General features: G+C 67.3%; 11 protein-coding genes. 4 read left to right on the top strand and 7 right to left on the bottom strand.

Annotated elements, in window-relative coordinates; genetic code table 11:
- Positions 1-60: 60 nt before the first annotated feature.
- The gene (locus H512_RS0110530; protein WP_156899451.1) at positions 61-1,230 is read right to left on the bottom strand and encodes a YdgA family protein; all 1,170 of its coding nucleotides are present in this window, start codon (positions 1,228-1,230) and stop codon (positions 61-63) included.
- A 292-nt stretch (positions 1,231-1,522) separates the two neighbouring features.
- Here H512_RS0110530 and H512_RS23505 point away from each other — a divergent pair, with 292 nt between their 5' ends.
- On the top strand, positions 1,523-3,184 hold the full coding sequence (locus H512_RS23505; RefSeq protein ID WP_053239753.1) for an EAL domain-containing protein: 1,662 nt from the start codon (positions 1,523-1,525) through the stop codon (positions 3,182-3,184).
- A 23-nt stretch (positions 3,185-3,207) separates the two neighbouring features.
- Here the strand turns inward: H512_RS23505 and H512_RS23500 are convergent, their stop codons facing one another.
- The 4 genes from H512_RS23500 to H512_RS0110500 all read right to left on the bottom strand — a co-directional run bounded on the left by H512_RS23500 (position 3,208) and on the right by H512_RS0110500 (position 7,721).
- Positions 3,208-3,486: a DUF6455 family protein gene (locus tag H512_RS23500; RefSeq protein ID WP_036791145.1), complete on the bottom strand. Its 279-nt coding sequence runs from the start codon at positions 3,484-3,486 to the stop codon at positions 3,208-3,210.
- A gap of 448 nt (positions 3,487-3,934) precedes the next feature.
- A complete protein-coding gene (gene glpK, locus H512_RS0110510; protein WP_026783418.1) occupies positions 3,935-5,422 on the bottom strand; it encodes a glycerol kinase GlpK in 1,488 nt (495 codons plus the stop codon).
- A gap of 30 nt (positions 5,423-5,452) precedes the next feature.
- Positions 5,453-6,952: a glycerol-3-phosphate dehydrogenase gene (gene glpD, locus H512_RS0110505; RefSeq protein ID WP_026783417.1), complete on the bottom strand. Its 1,500-nt coding sequence runs from the start codon at positions 6,950-6,952 to the stop codon at positions 5,453-5,455.
- A 301-nt stretch (positions 6,953-7,253) separates the two neighbouring features.
- Positions 7,254-7,721 (bottom strand): Lrp/AsnC family transcriptional regulator, encoded by a 468-nt coding sequence (locus tag H512_RS0110500; RefSeq protein ID WP_210162678.1) that lies wholly within the window; start codon positions 7,719-7,721, stop codon positions 7,254-7,256.
- A 162-nt stretch (positions 7,722-7,883) separates the two neighbouring features.
- Between H512_RS0110500 and H512_RS0110495 the strand changes: the two genes are divergently transcribed.
- The 3 genes from H512_RS0110495 (at position 7,884) to H512_RS0110485 (ending at position 11,421) form a co-directional block, all read left to right on the top strand.
- Complete coding sequence (locus H512_RS0110495; protein WP_026783415.1) at positions 7,884-9,056, top strand: amino acid aminotransferase; 1,173 nt, start codon at positions 7,884-7,886, stop codon at positions 9,054-9,056.
- Between the two features lie 30 nt (positions 9,057-9,086).
- Positions 9,087-10,757 (top strand): thiamine pyrophosphate-dependent enzyme, encoded by a 1,671-nt coding sequence (locus H512_RS0110490; RefSeq protein ID WP_026783414.1) that lies wholly within the window; start codon positions 9,087-9,089, stop codon positions 10,755-10,757.
- Positions 10,758-10,992: 235 nt separating this feature from the next.
- Complete coding sequence (locus tag H512_RS0110485; RefSeq protein WP_026783413.1) at positions 10,993-11,421, top strand: hypothetical protein; 429 nt, start codon at positions 10,993-10,995, stop codon at positions 11,419-11,421.
- Between the two features lie 74 nt (positions 11,422-11,495).
- On the opposite strand, the gene H512_RS26955 is transcribed toward H512_RS0110485, so the two are convergent.
- On the bottom strand, positions 11,496-11,753 hold the full coding sequence (locus tag H512_RS26955) for a hypothetical protein (RefSeq protein WP_026783412.1): 258 nt from the start codon (positions 11,751-11,753) through the stop codon (positions 11,496-11,498).
- 123 nt (positions 11,754-11,876) lie between these two features.
- Positions 11,877-12,815, bottom strand: a complete 939-nt coding sequence (locus H512_RS23495; protein ID WP_084798411.1) for a DMT family transporter — start codon at positions 12,813-12,815, stop codon at positions 11,877-11,879.
- Positions 12,816-12,980 lie beyond the last annotated feature (165 nt).

The raw sequence follows: 12,980 nt of genomic DNA, 5'->3' as shown, positions 1-12,980 counted from the left end.
GGCCGGCGCGGATGCGCCGGCGCGTGGGTGCAAGCGGACCAGGCGCAACGGGCCTGACGGTCAGTTGGGGTCGGTGCCTTCGCCCGCGTCGTCGTCTTCCGTCTCGGGCTGGTTGGCGATCACGTCGGCCTTCAGCACGTCCGGCAGGGTCTGCGGCGCGGTCTGCGAGGTGACGACGAGGTCCAGCAGCGCGATCGGGGCGGCCGGCTTGGCGGTGATGGTCAGGTTCTTCGGGTCCTTCAGGAAGGTGGTCAGGCCGCCAGCCAGCTTGTCCTGGAAGGGCTGGTTGCCGATCACCGACAGGAACAGCGGCAGGGCGCCGGTGATCTGGCCGACGAAGGCGGCCGGCTCCTGGCCCATCTGCTTGGCCTGCAGGGCGATGATGCGGCCAGCCAGCGAGGCGTCGCCGTAATAGAGCGACGCCTGCTTCAGCGTCACCTTGGACAGGGCTTCCTCCGGCGGATTCTTCTGCTTCAGCTGCTTGATGGTGTCGGCGTCGAGGCCGCCGAAGGTGCCGGTCAGCGTCACCGTGCCCAGGTCGGTGCCGTCGATGGTGATCTCATTGACCACCAGGTCGCCGCTCGTCTCGTCGAGCGAGCCGGAGCCGTAGAAGCCGAGCGTCAGCTTGTCGTAGCCCATGGCCTTCAGCTGGCCGGCGAACTGGCCGCTATCGTCGACGGAGGCCGGATCGACGGCGATGCCCTCGACGGAAATGTCGATGGCGTGCGGCACATCATCGGCATAATCGGAGAGATCGACGCCGGCGCTGTCGATGGCGAGGGGCGACTTGCCCGGCTGGGTCAGGGAAATGCCCTCGGCCGAGATGGCGTCGATGCGGTTGCCCGTTTCCTTGCCGGTGAACACCGGCGCGGTGATCTCCAGCGAGGCGACGGTGAGGTTGTCGCCCTTGCTGGTGCCGGTGACGTTCTCGGCGACGATGGAGTCGGCGCTCAGCGTGTCGCCCTCGACCTCCGGCTTGCCGATCGTCAGCACGGCGATCTTCGTCTCGCCGCCGTCGGCCTCCTTGATCGTGACGTCATGATAGACGACGCCGTCGTCGGTTTGGGCCGGAGTACCCAGCGTGACGGTCACCGCCTTGTCGGCCGCCAGCAGCTTGGTCAGCGCTGCGGTCACCTGTTCAGGCGTTGCCGCCGCCATGGCTGGCCCCGCCAGCCCCACCGTCAGCGCCACGGCGGCTACAGTGAGGGACCAGCGACTGGAAATCGTCATTTCATACTCCCGATTAAAGTCTTTGTCGGCAAATAGGCCCAACCCACGCTTTACGAGCCCGACATTGTGGCCAAATGACGGTCGGCGCACAAGCCATGCCCTAGGCCATTTTTCATCGTGGAGAAGCGGCTTCCTGCGCGCCAAAGAAAAACGGCGGCGGCCGCCGCGGGAAACCATTTCTTCATTGCCGGTCTACAAAGATAAACCCTCAAAACGACGGTATCCGGTCCCGCGCCGCGGGCAGGCGGAGGCCGTCTCGCTCTCGGGATGACGGCCGGGGAATGGACGCGACGTGAAGCTGCGCTGGTTGAAATGGCTCCGGCTTCTTGGCCTGTCGGCCGTGGTCACCGCCGCGCCGATCGCCGCCGCCGATTACGTCCTGACCCAGCACGCCATCGCCACCGGCCAGGCCGAGGCCGATTCCATGGCGGCGCGCTATATCGCCCGCGCCGAGACGACGGTGGCCGAGGGGCTTCGCGTGCTCGCCGACCTCAGGTCGGCCGGCCGGTTGACATGCAGCCTCGCCGACCGCACCGCCTTCGGCATGGCCGCCTTCAACTCGGAATTCGTTGTCCAGGTCGGCCTCACCGACGAGGCGGGCACGCTGATCTGCGGCGAGCCGATGGGGGCGCTCGCCGCGCCGGCCCGGCTGCCAGTGGCCGAGAAGGGCGATCCGTCGGTGATGCTGTCGGTGCTGAGCGACGGCAAGGACAAGCGGCAGGCCGTGGTGACGCTGCGCATCGACGAACGGATGCGCCTCGTCGCCCGCCTCGCGGCGCGGGCGCTCGACATCAATGCCGGTGCCAGCTACTTCGAGGATTCCAGCATCGTCTCGGTCTATCTCGACGACGGCTCCGAATGGAGCAAGTTCGTCGGCAAGTGGACCGAAAGCGACCGGTCTTCGGCGCTGGTGTCGACGATGTCCTCGGAGCGCTATCCGATCAAGGTGCGGGTGGCCGTCGACGAGGAGGCGGCGCAGAAGTCGATCGCCGGTCTCAGGACCATCACCATCATCCTGTCGACGCTGGCCGGCCTCGGCGTGTTCATCATCGTCACCTGGTCGATGTGGCGGCAGTCGGACGGCGACAGCTTCTCGCGCGCCGTCGACAATCACGAGTTCATTCCCTTCTACCAGCCGGTGTTCGACCTGATGACCGGCGAGATTCGCGGTTGCGAGGTGCTGGTGCGCTGGCAGCGGCCGGACGGCACCATGGTGTCGCCGGGCCAGTTTCTGCCTTATGCCGAGGCGACCGGCGCCATCCGCGACATCACGCGCCAGCTGATGGCGCAGACGGTGGTCGACGTTTCCGACATCTACGACAAGAATCCCGGCCTGAAGCTCGCCATCAACCTCACCGCCATGCACTTCAACGACCTGGAGATCATGGACGACATCAAGCGGATCTACGGCAACTCGAAGATCCGCTACGAGCAGCTGTGCTTCGAGGTCACCGAGCAGCATCCGCTGAAGGACCTCGCGCTGTCGCGCGCCATCATCGGCCGCATCCAGGCGCTCGGCGCCTCGGTGGCGCTCGACGACGTCGGCACCGGCCACGGCGGCCTCGCCTACCTGCAGAAGCTCGGCGTCGACATCATCAAGATCGACAAGATGTTCATCGATCATATCGGTACCGACCACTCGTCGCAGACGATCGTCGATACGCTGGTCGAACTGGGGCACCAGCTCGGCCTCGGCATCGTCGCCGAGGGCGTCGAGCGGCCCGATCAGGTCGAGCACCTGAAGTCGATCGGTGTCGTGCAGGCGCAGGGCTACATCTATTCGCCGCCCATCCCGGTCAAGGCGTTCCGGGAGTTCACCCTGAAGTCGCTGGAGCGCAGCAGATCGGGTCTCGGCGCACGCACCGACAAGCCGGTGGAAGTGTCCGACAGCTTCGCCTCGCTGACCGTATCGGTCGACCCGACCGACGGACCGGACGAGGCCGACGCGGCCTGATCCCAGCGGCAGCGGCCGGAAGCTCAGAAAGTCGAACCGGCGGCGTCGTTGCTGATTTCCTCGAACAGGTCGGCGTTGCGGCAGAACTTCGGCGGGTGTACGGCGCCGCGAATGGCGGTGATGTCGAGCCACACCTTGCAGGCATCCAGCTCGGTGCATTCGTGGCAGCGGTCGGCGGCCAGCTTGCGCTCGATCCCCTTCAGGAACGGATCGGAATCCAGCGTCGTCGCCATGCGGCGCATCAGCTCCGGTTCCCGCTCGCAGCCGCAGCCATCCGGCTTGGAGGACGATTTGTCGATCATTCACACCTCCACGTTCACGATACGCGATGCCGCCATGATTGGCCTTAAGGCTAGGTCTGGCGATGACATGGATCAAGATTACATGGATGTGATCGGCAAATTGCTCCGGCCGCAAGTCGAAATGTCATGAATTCACGCCGATCGGCAGGTGAATATGGTCGTGTCGATGGTGTTGACACTCAATCCCATCTGGATATCCGCGAAAATACTACGCCGGTGCTGAATACGAATTAGGCAAATGACTATTCTGTAGGCATTCGGACGCAACGACGCTGCCGGCGGGCCGACGCGGACTTGCCGGTGGGCCCGCCGGATGCGGTCCTCAAATCAACTCACGAAGACGCCCAAGCATCCGCTCGTTGAGACCATCGCCGATTTCTCGTTCGCCTCAACGGCACGAGAAATCGGCAAGCGAAACACATAGAGGCTTTTTCAATGTCTTTCGGCGTCAGGTGGTCAGCGTCCGCCGCACGGCGTCGGCCCAGCCAGCGAGTTTCGTCCGCCTGATATCGTCGTCCATCTGCGGCACGAAGCGGCGGTTGCGCTTCCAGCTTGCCGAGAAGCCCGCCATGTCCGGCCAGACGCCGGCCTTGTGGCCGGCCAGCCAGGCGGCGCCGAGCGCGGTGGTCTCCAGCACCAGCGGCCGGTCGACCGGCGCGTTCAGGAGATCGGCGAGGCGCTGCATGGTCCAGTCGCTGGCCACCATGCCGCCGTCGACGCGCAGTACGGTCTCCGACGAGCCGGTCCAGTCGCGGCGCATGGCTTCCAGGAGGTCGTGCGTCTGGTAGCAGACCGCCTCCAGCGCGGCGCGGGCGATCTCGGCCGGGCCGGTGTTGCGCGTCATGCCATAGAGGGCGCCGCGCGCCTCGGCATCCCACCACGGGGCGCCGAGGCCGGTGAAGGCGGGCACCAGATAGACGTTCTGGTTGGGATCGGCGTGGTCGGCCAGCGCGCCGGCCTGATCGGAGCGCTCGAAGAAGCGCAATCCGTCGCGCAGCCATTGCACGGTGGCGCCGGCCATGAAGATCGAGCCTTCGAGGGCATAGGTGACCTTGCCGTCGAGACGGTAGGCGATGGTCGACAGCAGCCGGTTCGAGGAACGGACGATCTCGCTGCCGGTGTTGAGCAGCGCGAAGCAGCCGGTGCCGTAGGTCGACTTCAGCATGCCCGGCGAGAAACAGGACTGGCCGACGGTCGCCGCATGCTGGTCGCCGGCGATGCCGCGGATCGGAATGGCGACGCCGAACAGGTTCGGGTCGGTGGTGCCGAAGTCGGCGGCGCTGTCGCGCACGTCGGGCAGCAGGGCGCGCGGCACGCCGAACAGGCGCAGGAGGTCGTCGTCCCAGTCGCCGGCGGCGATGTCGTAGAGGAGGGTGCGGGAGGCGTTGGTGGCGTCGGTGGCGTGCACCTTGCCGCCGGTGAGGCGCCAGAGCAGGAAGGTATCGACGGTGCCGAAGGCCAGCCGTCCAGCCTCGGCGGCAGCGCGGGCGCCGGTCACGTTGTCGAGCAGCCAGGCGATCTTGGTGCCGGAGAAATAGGGGTCGAGCAGCAGGCCGGTCTTCTCCCGCACCATCTCCTCGGCGCCGTCGGCCCGGAGCGCGGCGCAACGGTCGGCGGTGCGGCGATCCTGCCAGACGATGGCGCGGTGGATCGGCTTGCCGGTGTCGCGATCCCAGATCAGTGTCGTCTCGCGCTGGTTGGTGATGCCGATGGCGGCGATGTCCTGCGGTGACAGGGCAGCGCGGGCCAGGGCGTATTGCATGGTTTCGAGCGTGGTGTGCCAGATGTCCTCCGGCTCATGCTCCACCCAGCCCGAATCCGGAAAATGCTGCGGAAATTCCTGCTTGCCGACGCCCTTGACGCGGTATTCCTCGTCGAAGACGATAGCCCGCGTCGAGGTGGTGCCCTGGTCGATCGCCAGGATGTATGCGGCCATGGTCGGTCTCCTCCCGTCCTTTGGTGTCTATCAGGTCTGATGCAGCGTGGCGATGAAGGCATCGATCCCGGCGGCCGCCTCCCGCGGCACGCGGAGCCCGAGCTTGGTACGCCGCCACAGGATGTCCTCGGCGCTTTTCGCCCATTCGCGGCGGACGAGATAACGCACCTCGGCTTCCGTCAATCCGGCGCCGAAATCGCGACCGAGATCGGCGGTGACGGCGGCGCCGGTCAGGATCGTTTCGGTCCTGCTGCCATAGGTGCGGACGAGGCGATGGATCAGCGCCGGATCGATGCCGGGGCGGCCGGCGGCAAGGCGCGAGGCATAGTCGTCGAGGCCGCCAAGCGGGATGTCACCGCCCGGCAGCGTCGCACCCTTCGTCCAGGGCGTGCCGCGCTTGCCGAGCGCCTCGCCGATCCGTTCGAGCGCGCTTTCGGCGAGACGGCGATAGGTGGTGATCTTGCCGCCGAACACGTTGAGCAGCTTCGGCGCGCCGTCGTCGCCGTCGAGCTTCAGCACATAGTCGCGCGTCGCCTCCTGCGCCTTCGAGGCGCCGTCGTCATAAAGCGGCCGGACGCCGGAGTAGCTCCAGACGACGTCGGCCGGCGTGACCGGTTTGTCGAAATACTCGGACGCGGCGGCCGTGAGATAGGCGGTCTCCGCCTCGGTGATGCGGACGGCGGCCGGGTCGCCGAAATAGTCGCGGTCGGTGGTGCCGATCAGCGTGAAGTCGGTTTCGTAGGGAATGGCGAAGACGATGCGGCCATCGGCATTCTGGAAGATGTAGGCGCGGTCGTGATCGTAGAGCCTGGGCACGACGATGTGCGAGCCCTGTACCAGACGAACGTTGCGTACGTCCGGCGTGCCGGGAACGAGGCGCAGCACCTCGTCGATCCACGGGCCGGCGGCGTTGACGACCAGGCGGGCGGTGACGGTGCGGCTCGCGCCGGTGTCCATGTCGGTGAGCGTAGCGATCCAGTGATCACCGTCGCGGACGACCGCCGTCACGCCGGTGCGCGTCAGGATGGTGGCGCCGCGGGCGGCGGCGTCGGCGGCGTTGAGCGCCACCAGACGGGCGTCCTGCACCCAGCAGTCGGAATACTCGAAGCCCTTGCGGTATCCAACCTTGAGCGGCCGGCCGGCGGCGTCGGCGCAGAGATCGAGCGCGCGGGTGGCGGGCAGGCGCTTGCGGCCGCCGAGGTGGTCGTAGAGGAACAGGCCGAGCCGCAACAGCCAGGCGGGCCTGAGGCCGGCATGGTGCGGCAGCACGAAGCGCAGCGGCCAGACGATATGCGGCGCCATGGCCCACAGCACCTCGCGCTCGGTCAGCGCCTCGCGGACCAGACGGAATTCGTAGTGCTCGAGATAGCGGAGGCCGCCGTGGATCAGCTTGGTTGACGCCGACGAGGTGCCGGAGGCGAGGTCGCTTTGCTCGGCCAGCAGCACCTGATAGCCGCGCCCAGCTGCATCGCGGGCAATGCCACAGCCATTGATGCCGCCGCCGATCACCAGAATATCCACTTCCGCCATGCCGCCCTCCGGTTCCGGCCTTCAGTCGGCGCGACGCTAGCAAATAAACGAAAGCAGATGAAGCTGAAACGAAAGTCCGGCAGGATTTTCTCAAGAGAGCCGAGGAGAGAGTGGCGGAAGGCGTGAAGCCGCGAATTCGGTGACGATGCATTCTCCCCGAGATGGTCCGCCTCCACGGACCATCTCGGCGTATTCCATATAGAGATACAGATGTTGTCATCCTCCGCGTGAGGGGGAGGATCTCGGGCCAGATGGAACCCGGCGCCCGTTTGGGACGCCTCTCACGACATGGCCGATTTACTCATGCCCGGATCGGCACCGTGGTCGTCCGCTTGATCGCCTTCAGCGCCACGAAGGACCGGAGCGAGGCGAAGCCGCCGACGGCGGTGATCAGCCGCTCGATCAGACTGGCCAGTTCGCCGAGATCCTTGACCATGATCTTCAGGAGATAGTCGGCGTCACCGGTCTGCGACCAGCATTCCACCACCTCGTCGGCGTCATCGATGAAAGCGCGGAAGGCCCGGCCGGTCTCGTCGTCGTGGTTCCTGAGGCCGACCAGCGTGTGGGCGATGATGTTGATGCCCAGACGCTCGGGGTCGAGGATGGCGACGATGTCGCGAACATAGCCGTCGGCCCTGAGGCGTTGCAGGCGGCGGGCGCACTGGGTGGGGGACAGATGCACCTTTTCTGACAATTCGGCCTGGGTCATGTCGCCCTTGGCCTGGATGGCGGCAAGGAGACGCAGGTCGAAGACATCCAGCTCTTCCAAAGCGCGGAACTCCGGCAAACCTTTCGCAAGAAACATGCGCGAACGGGCCGCATAATGCTGAAAATATTCGCCGGGAGCAATCGGCTTTACGGAAATCGCAGAGATATTTCCGTCGCGACCGGCTAAGGTGCGGCTTTCCACCGCCAGCCGGAATCGCTTCCCATGTTTGACACCCTGCCGCAACAGCCTGCCGACGCCCTGCTCGCCCTCATCGGTCTCTACCGCGCCGATCCGCGCCCCGGAAAGCTCGACCTCGGCGTCGGCGTCTATCGCGACGATGACGGCGTGACGCCGATCATGGCGGCTGTGAAGGCGGCCGAGAAGGTGCTCCTGGAGACGCGGGCCACCAAGGCCTATCTCGGGCCGGAGGGCGACCCCGTCTACACCGATCTCCTGAAGCCGATCGTCTTCGGCAAGGACCCCGGCAGCCGCGTCGCCGGCATCCAGACGCCGGGCGGCACCGGCGCCGTGCGGCTTGCCGCCGATCTCGTGGCGCTGGCCCGTCCCGAAGCGAAGATTCTCTACGGCGCGCCGACCTGGCCGAACCACCTGCAGATCCTCAACGCCACCCGGCTCAAGGCGGTGCCGCATCCCTATTTCGACGTCAAGACGCAGACGGTGAACGTGGCGGCGCTGGTGTCGGCGATCGAGGGAGCCTCGGCCGGCGACGTCGTGCTGCTGCACGGCTGCTGCCACAACCCGACCGGCGGCGAGCTGGAGCCGGCCGACTGGCAGACGGTGCTGAAGGCGTTGCAGGAGACCGGCGTCGTGCCGCTGATCGACTTTGCCTATCACGGCCTCGGCAAGGGCCTCGAGGGTGATGCCTACGGCGTTCGCCTGCTGACCGACAACCTCGACGAGGTGATGGTCGCCTATTCCTGCGACAAGAACTTCGGCCTCTACCGCGAGCGCGTCGGCGCCCTCTACGTCAAGGCGCACGACGACAAGGCGGCCGCGGCGGTGATGTCCAACCTCGCCGCTTTCAGCCGCGTCTCCTGGTCGATGCCGCCGGACCATGGCGCCGCCATCGTCCGGACGATCCTGGAGGACGGCGAGCTGACGCGCATCTGGCGCGAGGAGATCGACCGCATGGGTGCCCGTGTGCGCGGCGTGCGGGCGGCGCTGGCCGCCGCCGGCCCCGGCCTCAAGGCGCACGAGAACCAGACCGGCATGTTCTCGACGCTGGCGCTCAGCCCGGAGCAGGTGCTGGCGCTGCGCAAGGACCACGCCGTCTACATGGCCGGCTCGGGCCGCATCAACGTCGCCGGCCTGCACGTGCGCGACATTCCGGCCTTCGTGACGGCGCTGAAGGCGGTGGGCTATCCGGTCGACTGAGGTCGAAAGGCGGGATTGACGGAGGATACCATGCTGCAAGTCCGTGACGCCGTCTCCGGCGGTCGCGCGATCGTCGACGCCCTGATCGCCAACGGCGTCGATACCGTGTTCGGCCTGCCGGGCGCGCAGACCTATCCGATCTTCGATGCGCTGGCGCTTTCGGACGACCGCATCCGCACCTACGGCGCCCGCCACGAGCAGGCGTCGGGCTACATGGCCTTCGGCTATGCCCGTTCCACCGGCCGGCCGGGCGTGTTCTCGGTGGTGCCTGGGCCGGGCGTGCTCAACGCCGGCGCGGCGCTGATCACCGCGCTCGGCTGCTGCGCGCCGGTGCTGCTCCTGACCGGCGACGTGCCGTCCGCCTTCAAGGGTCGGGGACGCGGCCACCTGCACGAAATTCCCGACCAGCTCGGCCTCCTCAAGCGGATGACCAAGTGGTCGGCCCGCATCGAGCGGGTGGAGGACGCGCCGGTCCTGGTCAACGAAGCCTTCCGGCAGATGCTGAGCGGCCGGCCCGGTCCGGTCGCCCTTGAAATGGCCTGGGACACCATGGGCGAGACGGCGGTGGTCGATCCGCTCGGCCCGGCCGACATCCCCGCGCCGACCGCCGCCGATCCGGCGGCGATCGAGGCGGCGGCGCGGCTGCTCGTCACCGCCCGACGGCCGATGATCATGACCGGCAGCGGCGCCCAGCACGCCGCCGGCGAGGTGAGGGCGCTCGCCGCCCTCCTCGACGCACCGGTGACGGCGTTGCGCGGCGGCCGCGGCATCGTCGGCGGGGGCGAGCCGCTCGGCCTGTCGTCGGCGGTTGCCCACCGGCTCTATCCGGAAACGGACGTGGTGCTCGGCATCGGCACGCGGCTGGAACTGCCGACCATGCGCTGGACCGGCATGATGACCTGGCACGACCGCCTGCCGGGCGGCCGCAAGCTCGTCCGCATCGACGTCGATCCCGAGGAAATGATCCGCCTCAAGGCCGACGCGCCGGTGGTCGCCGACGCCAAGGCTGGCGCCCAGGCGCTGATCGAGGCAGTCCAGCGGCTGCAAGCCGGTGCGCCGAGACGCGACGGCGCCACCATCCGCGCCGACATCGCCGCCGCCAAGGCGGCCGTGGCGGCGGAGGTCGCCGGGGTGCAGCCGGAGGTCGACTATCTCGATGCGATCCGGGCGGCGTTGCCCGATGACGGCTTCTTCCTGACCGAGTTGTGCCAGGCCGGTTTCGCCTCCTACTTTGCCTGGGAAGCGCGGCAGCCGCGCACCTACGTCAGCGAGGGCTATCAGGGCACGCTCGGCTACGGCTTCCCGACGGCGCTCGGCGTCAAGGTGGCCAATCCCGATCGCAAGGTGGTCGTCGTCTGCGGCGACGGCGGCTTCATGTTCGGCGTGCAGGAGCTGGCGACGGCGGCGCAGGAGGGCATCGCCGTGGTGGCCGTGGTGTTCGACAACGGCGCCTACGGCAATGTCCGACGCGACCAGCGCACCCGTTACGAGGGCCGCTTCATCGCCTCGGACTTGCAGAATCCGGACTTCCTGAAGCTGGCCGAGGCGTTCGGCGTCGAAGCGCACGGCGTGGCCTCGCCGGCCGAGCTGGCCGCCGTGCTGCCGGCGGCGCTCGACGCGGCAGGGCCGGTGCTGATCCGCGTCGCCGTGCCGAGCGATTCGGAGGCGTCGCCCTGGCCGTTCATCCATCCGGCGCCCTGATGCCAATTCGCGGAGATGCCGACGCATCCGCTCATTGAGGCCATTGCCGATTTCTCATCTGCATCCGCGGCACGAGAAATCGGCAAGCGGAATACCGGGGAGTCACTCTCAACACCTCCCGGTTATGAGAGGTTGCTAGAACTTTAACGATTGTTGAAACGGGACCTTCAAATCTCGCGCGTACCCTTCTTTTGAAGATCCGGATCCCTCGGACTCCGTCTCGAAAGGACAGGGCATGGATATCGGGAGCGCGAAGCCGGTACTGGCCGGCGTGACCTCGCCGGTGCCGAAAGCGCCGAGCGAGCAAAGCCAGTCGACGGCCACCGATCTTGCCGCCGCCAAGGCGGTGAAGATGGCCGAGAAGACGGACGGTCGCTCCGTCGACGCTTCGGCCGACAAGCCGAAGGGCGAGGCGGCGTCCTCCAATGCGCTGACGGCGGCCAACACGATCAAGGCCAGCCCGCGCGACGAGGTATCCGGCTTCGATCTGTTCTCGGCCGAGGACGGCAAGGCTTCGGCGAAGGCCGAGACGGCCGACTCGCCGGCCAATGCCTCCGTTGTCCAGGACAATCAGGAATTCGCTCTCCGCCTTCAGGCAATGATCGAGGCATGGGGAGGCACCGGCGGCACGCCGCGCAGCGCGGTGTTCGACCAGAAGGTCTGAGCCAAGCGATCCGGTAAATGCAGGATCGGCGCCCCTTCGGGCGCCGATCGCGTTTCTGACGGGTTGTCGCCGCGTTACGGCGTGGTCGGAGCAGCCGGCGTCGACGGCGTCGCGGGCTCGGCAGGAGCCGGGGTCGCCGGAGCAGGCGCGGCCGGAGCGGGCGTCGCGGGCGCAGCCGGTTCGGCCGGGGCCGGCGCGGCAGGAGCCGCGGGCGCGGTCGAGGTGGCGGGCGGCGGCGGCGGCGGGGTCGTCTTGCTGCCGGAGAAATAGATAATGGCGCCGATCACCACGATGACGGCAATGATGATCCAGATGATGGATGATTTCCTCATGGGCGTTCTCCTATCGCTCGATGAACTCATTGAAAGCACCGAAGAACCGCGGTCCACCAGCGCCGCAAACAGGAAACGATGTTTGCGGCGGTTGGTTCCGTGCGACGGGGAGGCGCCCGGCGCCTATTGGGCGGGGGGCGCCGGCATCGCCGGCGTCTTGTGCCGGACTCGCTCGCGGTGCGCCGAGTAGAGGCCGGACGCCGCGATCAAGCCCATGCCCATCAGCGTATAATAGCTCGGGAAATCGCCGAAGAACAGATAGGAGAGAACACCAGCCGACACCAACTGCACGTAGGTGATCGGCGCCAGGACGGACAGCGGCGCCAGCTTGAGGCCTGAAATGAACAGCAGGTGGGCGATGGTGAAGCTGAGCGAGCCGCCGATGCCATAGGCCAGTTCGCGGCCGGTCGGCACATGGAACACCGGCAGCACCAGAAGCGTCGATACGCCGAGGCCGATGATGCCGGTCCACATGAAGGTGACCTCGGTCGGCTCGTTCTTCATCAGGCGCGTGAACAGGGCGCCGAATGCCCAGGCCGTCGCCGAGCCGAGCGGCAGCAGGGCGGCCAGCTGGAAGCTGGCGGTGCCCGGCCGGACGATCAGCAGCACGCCGGTGAAACCGACCGCCGCCGACAGCCAGCGGCGGATACCGACCGTCTCGCCGAGCACGAAGATCGACAGCACCATGACGATGATCGGCGAGATGAAGTGGATGGTGGTGGCCGAGGGCACGTCGAGATAGGCGAGGCCGAGGATGAAGAAGCTCGTCGAAGCGACGGCGGAAAGGCCGCGGGCGATCTGCAGCCGGTAGCTGGCCGGCCGGAAGGCCGAAAGCCCGCGCGACGACAGCGCCCATGGCATCGCCACCAGGAAGAACACGAAATAGCGGAACCAGGTGGCCAGCGGCGCCGGCGCCGTCTCTTTCATCAGCTTGGCGCCGATGTCGCCGCCGGCGAAGAAGATCGTCGAGCCGACGACCAGCAGGATGGCGAGCAGCACCCGCTCCGGAGAGCTGGAGGGTGGGGAGGGCGCCTCTCCGGACGCTTCGGGCAAGGTCGACATGGGCGGCTCCAGGCTCCGGCCGCCGAATCCATCGGCCGGTCGGCCCTCGCAAAGCGGCAAAGGGCGCGACGGCGCGGCCTCCACGGCCCGCCGAGTCTGGGGGTTTTGCGGGGAGTCGTTCAAGGGCGCAAGCGAATTCCTTCACTTTATTGGGCATTGTCTCGG

Origin of the sequence: Pleomorphomonas koreensis DSM 23070 (assembly GCF_000425185.1) — a bacterium.
Taxonomy (GTDB): Bacteria; Pseudomonadota; Alphaproteobacteria; order Rhizobiales; family Pleomorphomonadaceae; genus Pleomorphomonas; species Pleomorphomonas koreensis.
The sequence above is the reverse complement of the archived record's forward strand: the minus strand, read 5'-3'. Positions and strand labels throughout refer to the sequence as shown.